At 67.7% G+C, this 15,998-nt stretch carries 16 protein-coding genes; 3 read left to right on the forward strand and 13 right to left on the reverse strand.

Annotation, left to right across the window (positions count from 1 at the left end; genetic code table 11):
* Nucleotides 1-13: 13 nt before the first annotated feature.
* The 8 genes from EQ874_RS01730 to EQ874_RS01765 all read right to left on the reverse strand — a co-directional run bounded on the left by EQ874_RS01730 (nt 14) and on the right by EQ874_RS01765 (nt 8,124).
* Nucleotides 14-868, reverse strand: coding sequence for a xanthine dehydrogenase family protein subunit M (locus EQ874_RS01730; RefSeq protein ID WP_129975177.1), 855 nt, complete (start codon nt 866-868; stop codon nt 14-16).
* Complete coding sequence (locus tag EQ874_RS01735; protein ID WP_129975179.1) at nt 865-3,264, reverse strand: xanthine dehydrogenase family protein molybdopterin-binding subunit; 2,400 nt, start codon at nt 3,262-3,264, stop codon at nt 865-867. The genes EQ874_RS01730 and EQ874_RS01735 overlap by 4 nt, the downstream gene beginning before the upstream one ends.
* A complete protein-coding gene (locus tag EQ874_RS01740) occupies nt 3,261-3,755 on the reverse strand; it encodes a (2Fe-2S)-binding protein (RefSeq protein ID WP_129975181.1) in 495 nt (164 codons plus the stop codon). The genes EQ874_RS01735 and EQ874_RS01740 overlap by 4 nt, the downstream gene beginning before the upstream one ends.
* A gap of 214 nt (nt 3,756-3,969) precedes the next feature.
* The gene (locus EQ874_RS01745; RefSeq protein ID WP_129975183.1) at nt 3,970-5,112 is read right to left on the reverse strand and encodes an XdhC/CoxI family protein; all 1,143 of its coding nucleotides are present in this window, start codon (nt 5,110-5,112) and stop codon (nt 3,970-3,972) included.
* On the reverse strand, nt 5,105-6,217 hold the full coding sequence (locus EQ874_RS01750; RefSeq protein WP_129975185.1) for a VWA domain-containing protein: 1,113 nt from the start codon (nt 6,215-6,217) through the stop codon (nt 5,105-5,107). The genes EQ874_RS01745 and EQ874_RS01750 overlap by 8 nt, the downstream gene beginning before the upstream one ends.
* Nucleotides 6,214-7,107: a MoxR family ATPase gene (locus EQ874_RS01755; RefSeq protein WP_129975187.1), complete on the reverse strand. Its 894-nt coding sequence runs from the start codon at nt 7,105-7,107 to the stop codon at nt 6,214-6,216. Before EQ874_RS01755 ends, EQ874_RS01750 begins: the two co-directional genes overlap by 4 nt.
* Nucleotides 7,108-7,218: 111 nt before the next feature.
* Complete coding sequence (locus EQ874_RS01760) at nt 7,219-7,431, reverse strand: hypothetical protein (RefSeq protein ID WP_129975189.1); 213 nt, start codon at nt 7,429-7,431, stop codon at nt 7,219-7,221.
* A 360-nt stretch (nt 7,432-7,791) separates the two neighbouring features.
* Nucleotides 7,792-8,124, reverse strand: a complete 333-nt coding sequence (locus EQ874_RS01765; protein WP_064062359.1) for a helix-turn-helix transcriptional regulator — start codon at nt 8,122-8,124, stop codon at nt 7,792-7,794.
* Between the two features lie 151 nt (nt 8,125-8,275).
* On the opposite strand from EQ874_RS01765, the gene EQ874_RS01770 reads away from it, so the two are divergent.
* Nucleotides 8,276-8,701: an Hsp20 family protein gene (locus EQ874_RS01770; protein WP_064062360.1), complete on the forward strand. Its 426-nt coding sequence runs from the start codon at nt 8,276-8,278 to the stop codon at nt 8,699-8,701.
* Between the two features lie 57 nt (nt 8,702-8,758).
* Here EQ874_RS01770 and EQ874_RS01775 read toward each other — a convergent pair whose 3' ends face one another.
* On the reverse strand, nt 8,759-9,940 hold the full coding sequence (locus tag EQ874_RS01775; protein WP_064062361.1) for a zinc-dependent alcohol dehydrogenase: 1,182 nt from the start codon (nt 9,938-9,940) through the stop codon (nt 8,759-8,761).
* 227 nt (nt 9,941-10,167) lie between these two features.
* On the opposite strand from EQ874_RS01775, the gene EQ874_RS01780 reads away from it, so the two are divergent.
* Nucleotides 10,168-10,413 (forward strand): DUF6480 family protein, encoded by a 246-nt coding sequence (locus tag EQ874_RS01780; RefSeq protein WP_129975191.1) that lies wholly within the window; start codon nt 10,168-10,170, stop codon nt 10,411-10,413.
* Between the two features lie 30 nt (nt 10,414-10,443).
* Here the strand turns inward: EQ874_RS01780 and EQ874_RS01785 are convergent, their stop codons facing one another.
* From EQ874_RS01785 to EQ874_RS01800, 4 genes are all read right to left on the reverse strand, one after another.
* On the reverse strand, nt 10,444-10,896 hold the full coding sequence (locus tag EQ874_RS01785) for a response regulator (RefSeq protein ID WP_026003108.1): 453 nt from the start codon (nt 10,894-10,896) through the stop codon (nt 10,444-10,446).
* A 10-nt stretch (nt 10,897-10,906) separates the two neighbouring features.
* A complete protein-coding gene (locus tag EQ874_RS01790; RefSeq protein WP_129975193.1) occupies nt 10,907-12,544 on the reverse strand; it encodes a sensor histidine kinase in 1,638 nt (545 codons plus the stop codon).
* Between the two features lie 318 nt (nt 12,545-12,862).
* The gene (locus EQ874_RS01795) at nt 12,863-13,633 is read right to left on the reverse strand and encodes a thioesterase family protein (RefSeq protein ID WP_129975195.1); all 771 of its coding nucleotides are present in this window, start codon (nt 13,631-13,633) and stop codon (nt 12,863-12,865) included.
* On the reverse strand, nt 13,630-14,307 hold the full coding sequence (locus tag EQ874_RS01800; RefSeq protein WP_129975196.1) for a TetR/AcrR family transcriptional regulator: 678 nt from the start codon (nt 14,305-14,307) through the stop codon (nt 13,630-13,632). The genes EQ874_RS01795 and EQ874_RS01800 overlap by 4 nt, the downstream gene beginning before the upstream one ends.
* A gap of 89 nt (nt 14,308-14,396) precedes the next feature.
* Between EQ874_RS01800 and EQ874_RS01805 the strand changes: the two genes are divergently transcribed.
* Entirely contained in the window at nt 14,397-15,992 is a 1,596-nt protein-coding gene (locus EQ874_RS01805; protein WP_129975198.1) for a carboxyl transferase domain-containing protein, read from the forward strand.
* Nucleotides 15,993-15,998 lie beyond the last annotated feature (6 nt).

Here is a 15,998-nt window from a genome sequence, read left to right on the forward strand (position 1 = left end):
TTCTGCGGAACGCCTAGACCCCGGAGGCAGTGGTGATCGCTCGTCGGGTGAGTACCCGGGCGAGGTGGCTCCGATACTCGGCGTCGGCATTTCCGTCGGTCATGGGAGCCGTGCCCTCGGTGGCGCGCTCGGCGGCGGCGTGGATCGTCTCGGCCGTCGCAGGCTTGCCGACCAGCGATTCCTCGACGCTGCGTGCCCGGACCGGGACGGCCGCCATGTTCGTGAGGGCGATCCTGGCCCGCTCGATGGTGCCGCCCGACGCTTCGAGGGTCGCCGCGACGCCGACGATGGACCACTGCTGAGCTGCGCGATGGAACTTCTCGTAGCGCGCCGACCAGCCCGTGTGCTTGGGAATCCGGACCTCGACGAGGATCTCCCCGGGTTCGACGGCGGTCGTGAAGTAGTCCTGGAAGAAGTCGTCCGTCGCGATGGTACGACGACCGGACGGTCCGGCCACGGTGAAGGTCGCCTCGAGCGCCACGGCGGGTGCGGCGAGGTCCCCGGCCGGATCGGCGTGCACGAGCGACCCGCCGAACGTGCCGCGATGCCGGATCTGGGGGTCGGCGACGGTCGCCGTCGCCTCGGCCAGCAGCCGTGCGTGCTCCGCGACGAGCTGGTCGTGCAACACGTCGTGGTGAGTGGTGGTCGCGCCGATCACCAGCGCGTCGCCGTCGTCGCGGATGCCGCGCAGTTCGGGGATCCTGCCGAGGTCGACGAGCACCGTCGGTGCCGCCATCCGCAGGCGCAGGACGGGCATCAGGCTCTGCCCACCGGCGATGACCTTCGCATCCTCACCGGCCTCCGCCAGCGCGGCGACTGCTTCGTCGACGGTGGACGGAGCGACGTAGTCGAACGGGGCCGGAATCATTTCGTGCCTCCTCGGGCGTCGCGGAGAGCATGCCATATCCGCATCGGTGTACAGGGCATCTCGACGTCGGTGACGCCGAACGGCCGTACCGCGTCGAGTACGGCATTGACGACCGCCGGCGTGGAAGCGATGGTGCCCGCCTCGCCGACTCCCTTGACACCCAACGGATTACCCGGTGCAGGGGTATCGGTACGATCAGTGACGAAGGGTGGCAGATCCACCGCCGTGGGCAACAGATATTCGGCGAACGACGAACTCAGCAAGGTACCGGACTCGTCGTGCACCGCCTCCTCGTAGAGGGCCTGGGCGATGCCCTGGGCGAGTCCGCCGTGCACCTGACCTTCGACGATGAGCGGGTTCACGACGTGGCCGACATCGTCCACACACACGTACTTGCGAATGCGCGCGTGTCCCGTCTCGGTGTCGACCTCGATCGCGCACAGATGGGTGCCGTGCGGGAACGAGAAGTTGTCGGGGTCGTAGGTCGCCTCGGAGTCGAGATTCGGTTCGACGCCGTCCGGCAGGTCGTGCGCGGCGAACACCGCGAGCGCGACGTCGGTGAGCCCGACGGACTTCGACGTTCCCTTGACGCGGAACTGCCCGGATTCGAAATCCAGGTCGTCCTCGGAGCATTCGAGCAGATGCGCGGCGATCGGCCGGGCCTTGGCCACCACCTTCTCGGCGGCCTTGACGACCGCGATGCCGCCCACCGCGAGCGACCGGGAGCCGTAGGTGTCGAGACCACGCGGTGAGCTCTGCGTGTCGCCGTGCAGGATCTCGATGTCGTCGAACGGGATTCCGAGCCGATCGGCGACGATCTGACTCCACGCCGTCTCGTGGCCCTGGCCGTGCGCGGACGCACCGGTGACGACCTCGACCTTGCCGGTCGGCAGCATACGGATCGCGGCGTGCTCCCACCCGCCGGCACCGTAGGAGAGCGAACCGAGCACCCGCGACGGGGCCAGGCCGCACATCTCCGTGAACGTGGAGACACCGAGACCGAGCTGGACCGGGTCGTCGCGTTCGCGCCGTTCGGCCTGCTCACGTCGTAATGCGTCGTAGTCGAACAACTCTCGCGCCTTGGCGGTCGCGGCCTCGTAGTTGCCCGAGTCGTAGGTCAGACCCGCGACCGTATCGAACGGGAACTCCTCGTGCTTGATCCAGTTCTTCTCACGGAGCTCGAGGGGGTCCATGGACAATTCGACGGCGAGCTCGTCCATGATGCGTTCGATCGCGAAGGTGGCCTCGGGACGGCCGGCGCCGCGGTAGGCGTCGGTGGGCACCTTGTCGGTGAACACGTTGGTGCACGCGAAGCGATAGGAGCCGAACTTGTAGATGCCGGTGAACATGAACGCGCCGAGGATCGGTACACCCGGCGTCACCAGTCGCAGATAGGCGCCCATGTCGGCGAGCAGTTCCACCTTCAGGCCCGTGACGGTGCCGTCGCGGCGGGCGGCGAGGGTGAGCTTCTGGACCTGGTCGCGTCCGTGATGCGCGGCGAGCATCGACTCGCTGCGCGTCTCGGTGTACTTGACGGGCTTGTGCAGGCGACGTGCGATGAGGAGGGTGAGCACTTCCTCCGGCGTGACCTGCAGCTTGCCACCGAAACCACCGCCGACGTCGGGGGCGATCACGCGCAGTTTGTGCTCGGGGAGGCCGAGTGTCATCGCGAGCATCGATCTCAGGATGTGCGGCACCTGAGTGGCCGACCACATGGTGATCTGTGAGGCGGTGGGATCGACGACGACCGAACGCGGTTCCATGAAGGCCGGGATGAGCCGCTGCTGCCGGAAGGTCCGTTCGACGACGACCTCCGCATCGCGGATCGCGTCCTCGACGTCGCCGCCGCTGCCGGCCTCGGCCGAGTCGAACACCCACGTCGCGCTGACGTTGGTGCCGAGATCGGGATGGACGAGGTCGTCGTCTCGTGCCGCGGTCTCGAGGTCGAGGACCACGGGCAGGTCCTCGTAGTCGACGTCGATGGCATCGAGGGCGTCGTGGGCCTCGTATGCGCTGCGGGCCACCACGACTGCGACGGCCTCACCCGCGAAGCGCACGGTGTCGACGGCGAGGGCGGGGGCGTTCGGGGTCTTCATGTCCTCGGTGATCGGCCACGCGCACGGCAGGCTGCCCTGCTCCTCGGCGAGGTCGGCGCCCGTGTAGACGGCGACGACCCCCGGCTTGCCACGGGCCTCGGAGACGTCGAGGGCGGTGATGCGGGCGTGCGCGACCGGGCTGCGCAGGATCGCGGCGTGCAGCATCCCGGGGAGCACGATGTTGTCGGTCCAGCGCGTGCGGCCGGTGATGAGGTGCTCGTCCTCCTTGCGGCGGCGCGCCCGGCCGAGTTCGGAGTCGCCGGCGCCCTCGTCGGTGGTCGGATCCACGGTGCTCGTCATCGTGCGGCCTCCTCGGTAGCTGCCGGGTTCTCGCGCAGCCGCTGCGCGGCGTCACGCGCGGCGGCCACGATGTTCTGGTATCCGGTGCAGCGGCACAGATTTCCTTCGAGACCGTGCCGTACGTCCTCGTCGTTCGGATCGGAGTTCTCGGAGAGCAGGTCGATGGTCGCCATGATCATCCCGGGCGTACAGAAGCCGCATTGCAGTGCGTGCTTCTCGCGGAACGCTTCCTGGACCGGATGCAGGTTGCCGTCCTCGGCGAGCCCTTCGACGGTGGTGACGGAGTGCCCGTCGGCCTGCACCGCGAGCACCGAGCACGACTTGACGCTGCGGTCGTCGAACAACACGGTGCAGGCACCGCAGTTGCTCGTGTCGCAACCGACCACCGTGCCCACCTTCCCGAGTCGATCTCTGAGGTAGTGGACGAGAAGCAGTCGCGGTTCCACGTCGTCCGTGTACTGCGTTCCGTCTACGGTGACAGTGATGCGCATGGGTCCTCCAAGTACCTCACGTGACGCAGTGATACAGATCACTGACACTCTGCTGCATATCGCGCACAGGAAGGACCCGAATCGCCGAAATCGCCTTCGCGCCGATCGGAGGCGGAACCTGCCCCGAGGAACTGCATGACCGCCGCCTCGAGGACAAGCCACGGAGGAGTCCGGCTCCGATCGGCGCCCAGAGCTTCGCGATCGACGAGGGCGCTCAGGACTTCCGAACGCCGATGTGCTCCTCGTGGATGTGGATCGGTCCGCGTGTCTCCGCGAGCCGGCCGCCGCCCCCGCCCCATCGCAGCGCGATGATCTCGGCGGCGATGGACACGGCGGTCTCCTCGGGGGTGCGGGCACCGAGGTCCAGACCGATCGGCGACGACAGGCGTCCCAGTTCCTCCTCGGTCAGGTCCGTCTCCCGCAGGCGCTCCATGCGGTCGTCGTGGGTGCGGCGCGAACCCATCGCGCCGACGTACGCCACGTCGAGCCGCAGCGCGACCTCGAGGAGCGGCACGTCGAACTTCGGATCGTGGGTGAGAACCGTGATGACGGTACGGGCATCCACGCGACCCGCTTCGGCCTCGGCCGCGAGATAACGGTGCGGCCAGTCCACGATCACCTCGTGGGCACCGGGGAAGCGGGCTTCGGTGGCGAACACCCCGCGCGCGTCGCACACGGTCACCGTGTAACCCAGGAACGAACCGAGCCGGGCCATCGCCGACGCGAAGTCGATCGCCCCGAACACGATCAACCGGGGTGGGGGCTGGAAGACGTTGACGAACAACGACATTCCCTCACCGCGACGCTCACCGTCCGTGCCGTAGTGCAGGGTGCCCGAACGTCCCACCTCGAGCAGGCCGCGCGCGTCGTCGACGACGGCGTCGTGCATGCGTGACGAGGCGAGCTGCCCGTCCGCACGGTCGCGCCACACGACCATCCGCCGTCCCCGCACCGCCGGGTCGGGATGGGCGGTGACGGTCGCGAGAGCGACGGGCTCGCCCGCCCGGACGGAGCCGAGCAGGTCGGTGAAGGCGGGAAAGGAGTCCGCATCGATCCGTTCGACGAAGACGTCGATGATGCCGCCGCACGTGAGGCCGACGGAGAACGCGTCGTCGTCGGAGACCCCGTAGCGCTGCAGCACCGGCTGCCCGCTCGCGATGATCGATCGGCCGAGTTCGTAGACATCGCCCTCGACGCATCCGCCCGAGACGCTGCCGGTGACGGTCCCGTCCTGGGCGACCAGCATCGATGCACCCGGGCCCCGCGGTGCCGACCGGAAGGTGGAGACCACGGTGCCCACCGCGACGGTCTCCCCGGCCCGGTACCGCCGGTCGAGTTCGTCCAGAATTTCACGCACGCCGAACCTCCTCGAGAAGTTCTTCCAGTGTCGCGAGGCTGTGTCCCGCGAGCAGACGATCGATATGCGGCAGCGCCGCGGAGATACCCGACTGGATCGGTTCGTAGCCCTCGCCGCCGGCGTGCGGGTTCACCCACAGCACGCGGTGCGCGAGGCGGTGCAGCTGCGCCATCTGCTCTCCGAGCAGTGAGGCGTCGCCGCGTTCCCAGCCGTCGGAGAAGATCACGACCACCGCACCCCGCGCGGAACCCCTACGCCCCCAACGGTCCAGGAAGGCGTGGAGAGTGTCGCCGAGGCGTGTCCCGCCGGCCCAGTCGGGTACCGCTCGTGAGGCCCCGGCGAGCGCGACGTCCGGGTCGCGGGCTCTCAGCGCCCGCGACAGGCGGGTCAGCCGCGTGCCGAGGGAGAACACCTCGGTGGACGAGGGGGCGGCACGTGTGACGACGTGCGCGAACCGTAGCAGCGCGTCGGCATAGGGACTCATCGAGCCGGACACGTCGATGAGCAACACCACCCGGCGCGTTCGGGTCGCCCGCGCACGGTGCCGTGGCAGTACGGGTTCGCCTCCGCTCGCCAGCATGTCGCGCAGGGTGTGCCGCGGGTCCACCGCTCCGCGCCGGGAAGGCTTCGAACGCAGTGCCCGACGTGTCGGCGGACGGGGCTGCAACCGCGCGAGCAGTTCGGCGAGATGAGCGCGTTCGGCGGTCGTCAGTTCGGCCACGTCGCGATGACGGAGGACATCGGTGTCGTCCGCCGCGACCTGCAGTCGTGGTGCCTCGTCCCCGGAGTCGCCGTCGGCGCCCTCGCCTCGGGACAACGCGGCGATCCGCGCGGTGCGGGTGCGCTGCCCGTGGGTCCGCGAACCGGTCGGGACGGTGTCGCCGAACCAGTGGACGAAGGCCGCGTCGTAGCGGGCCGTATCGTCCGGTGTGCGGCACAGCGTGGCGCGACCCGCCCAATAGACCTGGACGGGATCCCCGACGTCGACGTGTCCCAGGGCGTCGAGATAGGTGGCGGTCGCGTCGAGAGCGACGGGAAGACCGGCGGCGGCGAGGGCGCGGCCGAAACCTGCGAGGCCGACGACCGGGCCGGCGGCGGTCGTCACCCCGCCCTCGACAGGTCGAGACCGGTTCGGGTGACACGGTCGATGTCCTCGCGGTACTTCAGGACCGCGCCGAGTGTCGCCGCGGCCGTCGCCGCGTCGAGGACGTCGCGATCGAGGGCGAGCAGTGCGCGTGCCCAGTCGAGGGATTCGGCGATACCGGGCGGTTTGAGAAGTTCCTGTCCGCGGAGCGACTGCACCGCGCGGGCGATCTGCTCGGCGAGCGGGCGCCCCAGTCCCGGTAGCCGCCGCTGCAGGATCGCGACCTCGCGTTCGAGATCGGGATGCTCCACCCAGTGGTACAGACAGCGGCGTTTGAGTGCATCGTGCACCTCGCGGGTCCGGTTGGAGGTGAGCACCACCAGAGGTGGGACCTCGGCACGGACCTCACCGAGTTCGGGGATCGTCACGGCGTTCTCGTCGAGCAACTGGAGCAGAAATGCCTCGAACTCGTCGTCGGCACGGTCGATCTCGTCGACGAGCAGCACGCACGGTGATTCGGTGAGTGCTCGCAGCAACGGGCGGACGAGGAGATAGCGCTCCGTGTACAGGGAACGTTCGGCGGTGTCCGCGTCGAGCGCACCGTCGCTCGCCGCCTCGAGCGACCGTAGATGGAGCAGCTGCCGGGGAAAATCCCAGTCGTAGAGGGCCTGCGAGGCGTCGATGCCCTCGTGGCACTGCAGACGGATCATCGGAAGGCCCAGGGCCCGGGCGAGTGCCGCTGCGAGCGAGGTCTTCCCGGTGCCGGGTTCGCCTTCGCAGAAGAGCGGGCGGCCCATGCGCATCGCGAGGAAGACGACGGTCGCCAGTCCGTCGTCGGCGAGATAACCCGTCGTGTCGAGCGCAGCCGAGAGCTTCTCGGGTGAATCGATGCGTGTCGCGTCGCCGGCCATGAGGCGAGCCTAGATGCTCACCCGCCTCCGGACCGGCGACTGCCACGATCGAACGGCTCAGCCGTCGGGACGATCGGACGGCTCAGCCGTCGGGACGATCGGACGGCCGGTTCAGCCGTCGGTGTGCGCGAGCTGTGTTGCCCCGTCGACGAACAGGGTGGCGCATCCGGGGCACAGCGTGGTCGGCCCGGTGGCCCAGCCGTTCACCTGGGCGTGGAGTTCGGCCTCCAGTCGACTCCGTGCGGCAGTGCGGTAGCAGTGATCGCAATGATCGCAACGGAAGACCCACCGGTCACCGGCAAGCGGGTCGCGGCGCGGCATCATGTGTCCACCTCGGTGTGGTCGAATCGGTCGGAACTGCCTGCGGGGGTGTCGGTCCGGTCAGGGAACGGACTTTCCCATGACACGGGCCCACCATGCGTCGAGTGGGCTGGGATCAGGCCAGCGAATCGTGTCGTCTGCGATGGAATGCGACCGGGACGCGGTGTCTTCACGTCCGTTTTCGGCGCTCGGTGAATCGGAATGTGCATTACGCACTGAGGTCACCCCTTATTGCTATCGGCGCGTCCGTTCGTCGGACACACACCTACGCACCTGTGAGGCGTTCTTCGATGCTAGCCTCCTTTGCGCGTTCCGGGTCCGTTTTCCGGTATCTCCGCTGGTCGTCGCACGGAGACCGAAGACCTACGACCCTCCCGGTAGGGGAGGTGGGCCGCCGTCGAGTGCGGAACGCAGACGTGTGTTGTCCGCCTGCAGCGCCGCATTGCTTGCTTCGAGCTCGAGGATCCGGGCGACGCCGGCGATATTGACACCCGATGCCACGAGCTCGACGATCCGTTGCACGGTCTCGAGATCGTTCTCGCTGTAGCGACGCGTTCCACCCGCTGTACGGGCAGGATTGAGCAGGCCCCGGCGTTCGTACAGGCGCAGGGTCTGTGGGTCGAGTCCCGAGAGTTCGGCGGCCACGGAGATCCCGTAGACCCCGCGCTGGGCGCGCAGAAAAGGATCGTGCGTCATCGTCTCCTCCGGTGGGCCGTGGGGGCCGCAGCTGACCAAAGCCTTGACCGAAGTGTATCAGCAGCGCCATAATAAATCTGTGTCAACTGGCACAGATAATTGACGGAGTGTGGCCGTCACGAACGGCCGGACAGTCGGAGGTGACAGACCGATGTTGATGCGCACCGACCCGTTCCGCGACGTCGATCGTCTCGCGCAGCAGGTGCTCGGCACCATGGCCCGTCCCGCGGTGATGCCGCTCGACGCATGGCGGGAGGGCGACCGTTTCGTCGCGGAGTTCGATCTCCCCGGCGTCGACGCCGGGTCGATCGAACTCGATGTCGAGCGCAACGTGCTCACCGTTCGCGCCGAACGCCCGGAAGTCGACCGGGACAAGGAGTTCATCTCGACCGAGAGGCCGCGAGGCGTCTTCACCCGTCGGTTGTTCCTCGGCGACACCCTGGACACCGATCGAATCGAAGCACAATATCGGGGTGGTGTTCTGCGCGTGACGATTCCGGTCGCGGAGAAGGCGAAGCCGCGCAAGATCTCCGTGATCGACGCGGAAGGCAACGGACAGACCGCGATCGAGAACTGAGTCACTGCGACGAACCGGGCCCGGGATCATTCCCGGGCCCGGTTCCTGTTGCTCCGCTTACGGTTTGAGGCCGATCTTGATTGCGCCGTCTTGCTTCTTCTGGAAGATCTCGTACGCGCGCGGTGCGTCGTCGAGCGGGAGGCGGTGGGTGGCGAAGTCGTCGACCCCCAGCGGATCTTCGTCGGTCAGCAGCGGCAGGATCTCCGGAACCCAGTTCAACACGTTCGCCTGCCCCATACGGAGACGGATCTGCTTGTCGAACAGGGTGAGCATCGGCATCGGGTCCGCCGCCCCGCCGTACACGCCGCTCAGCGAGATCGCGCCACCACGTCGCACGACGTCGATCGCGGTGTACAGCGCGTGGAGACGATCGAGGCCGGCCTTCTCCATGAACGGCTCGGCGATCGCCGACGGCAGGAGGCCCGCAACGCTCTGGGCGAGCTTCGCAACGGGGGAGCCGTGCGCTTCCATGCCCACCGCGTCGATCACCGAATCGGTGCCGCGCCCGTTCGTCATGTCGCGGATCATGTCGCCCGGGTTGTCGTCGACCTCACGGAGATCGACGACCTCGATGCCGCGAGACGCCGCCCGGGCGAGCCGTTCGGGAACGAGATCCACCCCGATCACCCGGGCGCCCTTGTGTGCGGCGATGCGGGCGGCCATCTCCCCGATGGGGCCGAGGCCGAGCACCGTCACGCTGCCCCCGTCGGGGATCTCCGCGTATTCGACGGCCTGCCATGCGGTGGGCAGCACGTCGGAGAGGTAGACGAAGCGATCGTCCGCCGGACCCTCGGGGACCTTGATGTGGGTGGCATCGGCGTGAGGTACCCGCAGGTACTCGGCCTGCCCGCCCGGCACGCTGCCGTAGAGCTTCGAGTAGCCGAACAGGGCGGCACCCGTACCCTCCTCCCGGACCTGCGTGGTCTCGCACTGCGAGTGCAGTCCGTGGGAACACATGAAGCACTGACCGCAGCACACCTGGAAGGGGATCACCACCCGATCGCCGGGCTTCAGCTTCGTGACTCCGGAACCCACCTCCTCGACGATGCCCATCGGCTCATGGCCGAGGATGTCGCCGGGAGTCATGAAGGCTCCCAACACCTCGTACAGGTGCAGGTCGGAGCCGCAGATGTTCGTGGTGGTGACGCGGATGACGGCGTCACCGGCCTCCTGGATCGTCGGGTCGGGCACCGTGTCGACGCTGACGTTGCGGCGGCCCTGCCATGTCACTGCCTTCATGTCGCTCCTCGCCTCCTCGGGTGAAGGAATGTCGGGCCGTGCCCGGCATGTGTCTCCCGATGCCTACCCGCGCTCGGCGCGGGCAAACGCTGCCCGCGAGCGGGTCCCTGCCGCGCCGCACATGTTTGCGCGTGCCGGAGGAGAGGTATGTCGCCACAGAACCGAATCACCGCGACACATGTCTGTGGCCGCTCTTGCGGGAGCGCAGCCGCACAGGAGGAGGTCAGGTGACCACTTCGGACCCCGAACACCACGGAAGCCAGGATCCCGAACCTTCGCGCACCCCGGATCTCGAGCCCGGTGGCGGCGTGGCACCCGGATCGACGCCCCCGGACTCGGGGACGACGTCCGGGCTGTCCGCTCCGGAACCGGACACGAGAAAGCGATTCCCCCTCAGCGGGTGGCTCACGCTTCTCGCCGTCGCGGTGATCGTGATCATCTTCGTGGCCGCGATCTTCGGCATCCTCGCCTGACGGTTCGCTCGGCGAGCGCCCGGGACGATCTCAGGGACGTCCGCGGCGCGGTAACCGCACGACCTGCACGAAGAACTCGTCGATCTGCTTCACGGCACCGATGAACTGGTCGAGATCGACCGGCTTGGTGACGTATGCGTTGGCGTGCAGCTTGTAGCTGCGCAGGATGTCCTCCTCGGCCGAGGAGGTCGTGAGTACCACGATGGGGATGTCGGACAGTTCGGGATCGGACTTGATCTTCGTCAGGACCTGCCGGCCGTCGTATTTCGGCAGGTTGAGGTCGAGCAGGATCAGGTCCGGGCGCGGAGCGTTCTCGTGGGCACCCCGTCGGTACAGGAAGTCGAGGGCTTCCTCCCCATCGTGGACGACGTGGAGGGCATTGCCGATCTTGTTGTCCTCGAATGCTTCGCGGGTCATGAGCTCGTCGCCCGGATCGTCCTCGACCAGCAGGACGTCCACCGGACGGGCAGCGGGATAGGTCACGTAGTGCTCCTCAGGCGGTGGTCCCGTGCTTCTGCTCGCCGGGTGGTGGTGCGGTTCCGAGGGTGAAGCAGATTCGAGTGCCCTCGGGGTGAGTATCGCTGTACTCGGTGTCGATCCAGATTCTTCCCGCGTGATACTCGACGATTTTCTTGCACAATGCCAATCCGATACCGGTGCCCTGATAGTCCTCGCGGGGATGGAGGCGCTGGAAGATCACGAACACCTTCTCGGCGTATTCGCTGTCGATCCCGAGGCCGTTGTCGATTACGCAGAACTGCCACTGCGAGCTCGACTCGTCCTCGACCTTCTCGCACTCGATCCGGATGACGGGGGTGCGATCGGGATGCCGGAACTTGATCGCATTGCCGAGCAGGTTCTGCCACAACATCGTCAGCAGTGTCGGGTCGCCCGTCAGTTCGGGTAGCGAGTCGGGTCGTTCGATCCGAGCCTGCGACTCCTCGATCGACGCCGAGAGATTGAACAACGCCTTGTCGAGCGGTCGCCCGAGGTCCACCCGGACGTAGGCATCGTGCACGCGCCCGACCCGCGAGAAAGCGAGCAGATCGCTGATCAGGACCTGCATGCGCTTCGCGCCGTCCACGGCGTATTCGACGTACTGCCGCCCACGATCGTCGAGGACGTCCCCGTAGCGCTTCTCGAGGAGCTGGCAGAAGGACGCGACCTTCCGGAGCGGCTCCTGCAGGTCGTGCGATGCGACATAGGCGAACTGCTCGAGTTCGGCGTTGGAACGTCGTAGTTCCTCGGCCTGGGCGTCGAGATCCTCCGCCTGTCTGGCCAGCAGGGCCTGCTGGTTGCGGGAATCCGACAGCGCATCGGCGATACGACCGCGCATCGTCTCGACGTCGAGGGCCAGTGCCCGGATGTCCTTCGGTCCCTGCGGATAGATGTGCTGGTAGAAGTTCTCCTCCAGCGCGACCCGGCGACTGGCCTTGCGGAGCTTGCTGAGCGGCACGGCGACGAGATTGTGGACGAGCGCCACCATCGCGAGGCCGGTGAGGATGAACGTGATCACCATGGCGATCAGGACCGAGTTGCGGATCGTCCGGGACTGCACGAGATCGTCGAGGTTCTCTTCCAGGACACGGGAGAGCGCGCTGTTCTCCTGGACGAACATCGACCGGATCTCACCGAAGGTCAGCCGGTCCTCCTCTGCCAGGGCCGGATCGACGGGCCGCGGCTCTCCGGGCACGACGGTGGCGATGATCGGCTCTGCATACTGCAGCTGCCACTGCCGGGCGGTGGCGTCGATGGAGTCGATGTCGGCGAGGAGCTCCGGATGGTCGGCGAGGAGTTCGCGGAGACGGTCGAGCGCGACCTGCTGATCGGCCCGGCCGGCGCGATACGGCCCGAGGAAGGCCGGGTCGGTCGTGAGCGCGTACCCGCGGACTGCGGTCTGTTGATCGAGCAGCGAGGTCTGCAACCGGTAGGCCTGCGTCATCGCGGGCTGGATCCGCCCGGTCAGCTCGTCGGTGATCTGCACGGTGCGCTGGATGAAGATCCCGCCCACGATCGAACCGAGGACGGCGAACACCGCCAGAACCGCGAACGCGACCTGGAACCAGCTCTGCACGACCAGCCGAGACGAGAACCGCTCGATACGCGGTTCGGGAACCGAAGGATCCCTCATCGCCGCACCGTCGCTCCGACCTCGGCAGAACGCACGAAACCGATCACATCCACCCCAGCTTCCCGGCCCGTGCCCGATTCACGCCGAAGGCGAGGAATCCCGACGGCGGTGCGGACCGGACCTTTCGGTCTGCGAACACACGTTTGGACGGGCTGCCTGCTGAACCCAGGAGCGAACTGTAACCCACCGGTGCGGCGCCTCCGGAGCCAGCCATGGGCTCGGAAAACTCCCGGGCGCCGGAACGGCTCCAGGGTCGCTCGGGTACCGGCAGCTCGCGTCCTCGGCCGCGACCTCGGGAGCCGAACTCGGTGCGATCGATCAGATCGGTCGCACCGTGAGGATCTGGGACATCGTGCCGATCGGGCCGGTGGTGTCGTGCAGCACCGTGCTCGTCAGGCCGATGCCGTCGGCACCGAACGAGACCGACGTGTCGAAACCGACCCATTCCCCGCGCGGTTCGGTGAACAGGTGCGCGGTGAGGTCGAGATTGGGGAAGGCGACCTTACTCGGGTCGGCGCGCACCGCCATGCCGTTGGCGATGTCGAACAGACCGGCCGTGGCGGCGAGACCGCTGACCTTCTCGCCGTCCACGAGCGCGAGCGGCGTGCGCACCCAGAAGGAGGCCCGTCCGGGACCGGACGAGGTGCGACGCACCTCGACGGAGTCGATGAATCCTCCCGGCCACAGGGTCGTCGGATCCCAGGGTTCGCTGTCCTCGGGCGACGGGATCGACTGCAGAACCGTGCCGGCGATCTCCGCGGTGGTCCGGGTCTGCATCAGCCACGCCCGGGCGCGCACGATCGCGCGCCCGTCGTGGGCCAGGGTGGCCTCGACGAGTTCGATGGTGCGACCGGGACGCAGGACCTCGACGGTCGTGACGACGGGACCGACCGGCACGGTGCCGAGGATGTCGTACGACAGGCGCCCGATCACCAGTCCGTCGTCGCGTCGGGTGTCGCGGTCGCATTCGATGACGTGGGCGATCAGACCGAGGGCGGGAGCGATGTGCTGTTCGGCTTCGTTCCACGCCCCGCCGACGTGCTCGGTGGCGCGGAAGGATGTCGGACCGAGTCGTTCGAAGTAGCTCATGCGGTCTCCGTTCGGGCCGTGTCGGCCGGGGATGCTGTGTCTGCCGGGAATGACGAGGGGGTCGCGGTGAGGGCCGACAGGGCCATGCGTCGCAACACCGCGCGAGTGCTCTCCGGGGAGCGCGGGTCGGCGCTGTGCGGTGTGGAGTTGATGAGCCCGAAGGTCGCGTGCGCCATCGTGCGTGCATCGGATTCGGGCAGTACCGGGTCGATGCGGCGCAGTACGCCGACCCAGATCTCGACGTAACGACGCTGGGTCACCCGCACCTCCCGCTGTGCCTCGTCGGGGAGGGACGCGAACTCGCGGTCCTGCACGCGGATGAGGTCGGGCTCGCCCAAGGCGAAGTCGAGATGGAAGTCGACCAGGCCCTCGAGGGCGTCGCGCGGTTCGGGATTCGTCTCGGCGACCTGCGTGCCACCTGCGAGCAGGCGGCGGCTGATCTCGACGAGGATCTCGACGAGCAGGGCGTCCTTGTTGGGGAAGTGTCGGTACACGGCGGGTCCGCTGATACCCACGGCGGCACCGAGATCCTCGAGGCGGACCCCGGGGAATCCGCGTTCGGCGATCAGGTGCGCTGCGGCACGCAGGAGGTCGCGTCGGCGTTCCGCCTTGGCGAGGCTACGCCGCGTCGGGCGTCCCGAGGCGGTCGAGACGTCGATCGCGGACTGGGTCATGAAAATCTCCGCTCGGTGTGGTCTGGACAACTCGGTTAATCATAACTAACCTGGATTTCAGTTAATGACGATTATTCGATCTACCGAGGATGGTGTTCGTGACGACCGCTGAGACGGCCTCGACAACCAGCCGCGACCAGCACGAACAGCTGGTCGGAGAGCTCCGGGACAAGCTCGCTGCCGCAGCGCGGGGTGGTAGTGAGAAATCACGGGAGCGGCACGTCGCACGGGGCAAACTGCTTCCCCGCGACCGCGTGGACGAACTGCTCGACACCGGCAGCCCGTTCCTCGAGCTGTCACCCCTCGCGGCGAACGGCATGTACGACGACGAGTGCCCCGGCGCCGGCATGATCGCCGGAATCGGCCGCGTCGCCGGCCGTGAGTGCGTGATCGTCGCCAACGACGCCACCGTCAAGGGCGGCACCTACTACCCGATCACGGTCAAGAAGCACCTGCGGGCACAGGAAGTCGCACTGCAGAACAACCTGCCGTGCCTGTACCTCGTCGACTCGGGTGGCGCCTTCCTGCCGCGGCAGGACGAGGTCTTCCCCGACCGCGAGCACTTCGGCCGCATCTTCTACAACCAGGCCACCATGAGCGCCAAGGGAATTCCGCAGATCGCCGCGGTCCTGGGCTCGTGCACCGCCGGCGGTGCCTACGTCCCCGCGATGAGCGACGAGGCCGTCATCGTCCGCAACCAGGGCACCATCTTCCTCGGCGGCCCGCCGCTGGTGAAGGCCGCGACCGGTGAGGTCGTCACCGCGGAGGAACTCGGCGGCGGCGACCTGCACTCGAAGGTCTCGGGCGTCACCGACCACCTGGCCGAGGACGACCGCGACGCGCTGCGCATCGTGCGCGACATCGTCTCCACTTTCGGTCCGCGCACTCCGCGCCCGTGGGACGTCGAACCCACCACCGAGCCCGAGGCCGACCCCGCCGAGCTGTACGACGTGGTGCCCACCGATCCGCGCATCCCCTACGATGTGCACGAGGTCATCACCCGCGTGGTCGACGGCTCCTCCTTCCACGAGTTCAAGGCCGAGTACGGCAAGACCCTCGTCACCGGCTTCGCGCGTATCCACGGCCACCCGGTCGGCATCGTCGCGAACAACGGGGTGCTCTTCGGCGAATCCGCCGTCAAGGGCGCGCATTTCATCGAACTGTGCGACAAGCGGTCGATCCCGCTGGTGTTCCTGCAGAACATCTCCGGCTTCATGGTCGGCCGCGACTACGAGGCCGGTGGCATCGCCAAGCACGGCGCGAAGATGGTCACCGCGGTCGCGTGCGCGCGGGTGCCGAAGCTGACCGTCGTCATCGGCGGGTCGTACGGCGCGGGCAACTACTCGATGTGCGGGCGCGCGTATTCGCCCCGCTTCCTGTGGATGTGGCCCAACGCCCGCATCTCGGTCATGGGTGGTGATCAGGCTGCCTCGGTGCTGGCCACGGTGCGCTCCGATCAGCTCGACGCCTCGGGCAAGCCCTGGACACCGGAGCAGGAGGAGGACTTCAAGGCTCCGATCCGTGAGCAGTACGAGGCGCAGGGCAACCCTTACTACTCGACCGCACGTCTGTGGGACGACGGCATCATCGATCCCGCAGACACCAGAAAAGTTCTCGGACTGGCACTGTCGGTGTGCGCCAACGCCCCGCTCGAGCCGGTCTCCTACGGCGTCTTCCGGATGTGAGTGCAC

It is taken from the genome of Rhodococcus sp. Q1, from assembly GCF_004153645.1.
Classification (GTDB): Bacteria; Actinomycetota; Actinomycetes; order Mycobacteriales; family Mycobacteriaceae; genus Rhodococcus; species Rhodococcus gordoniae.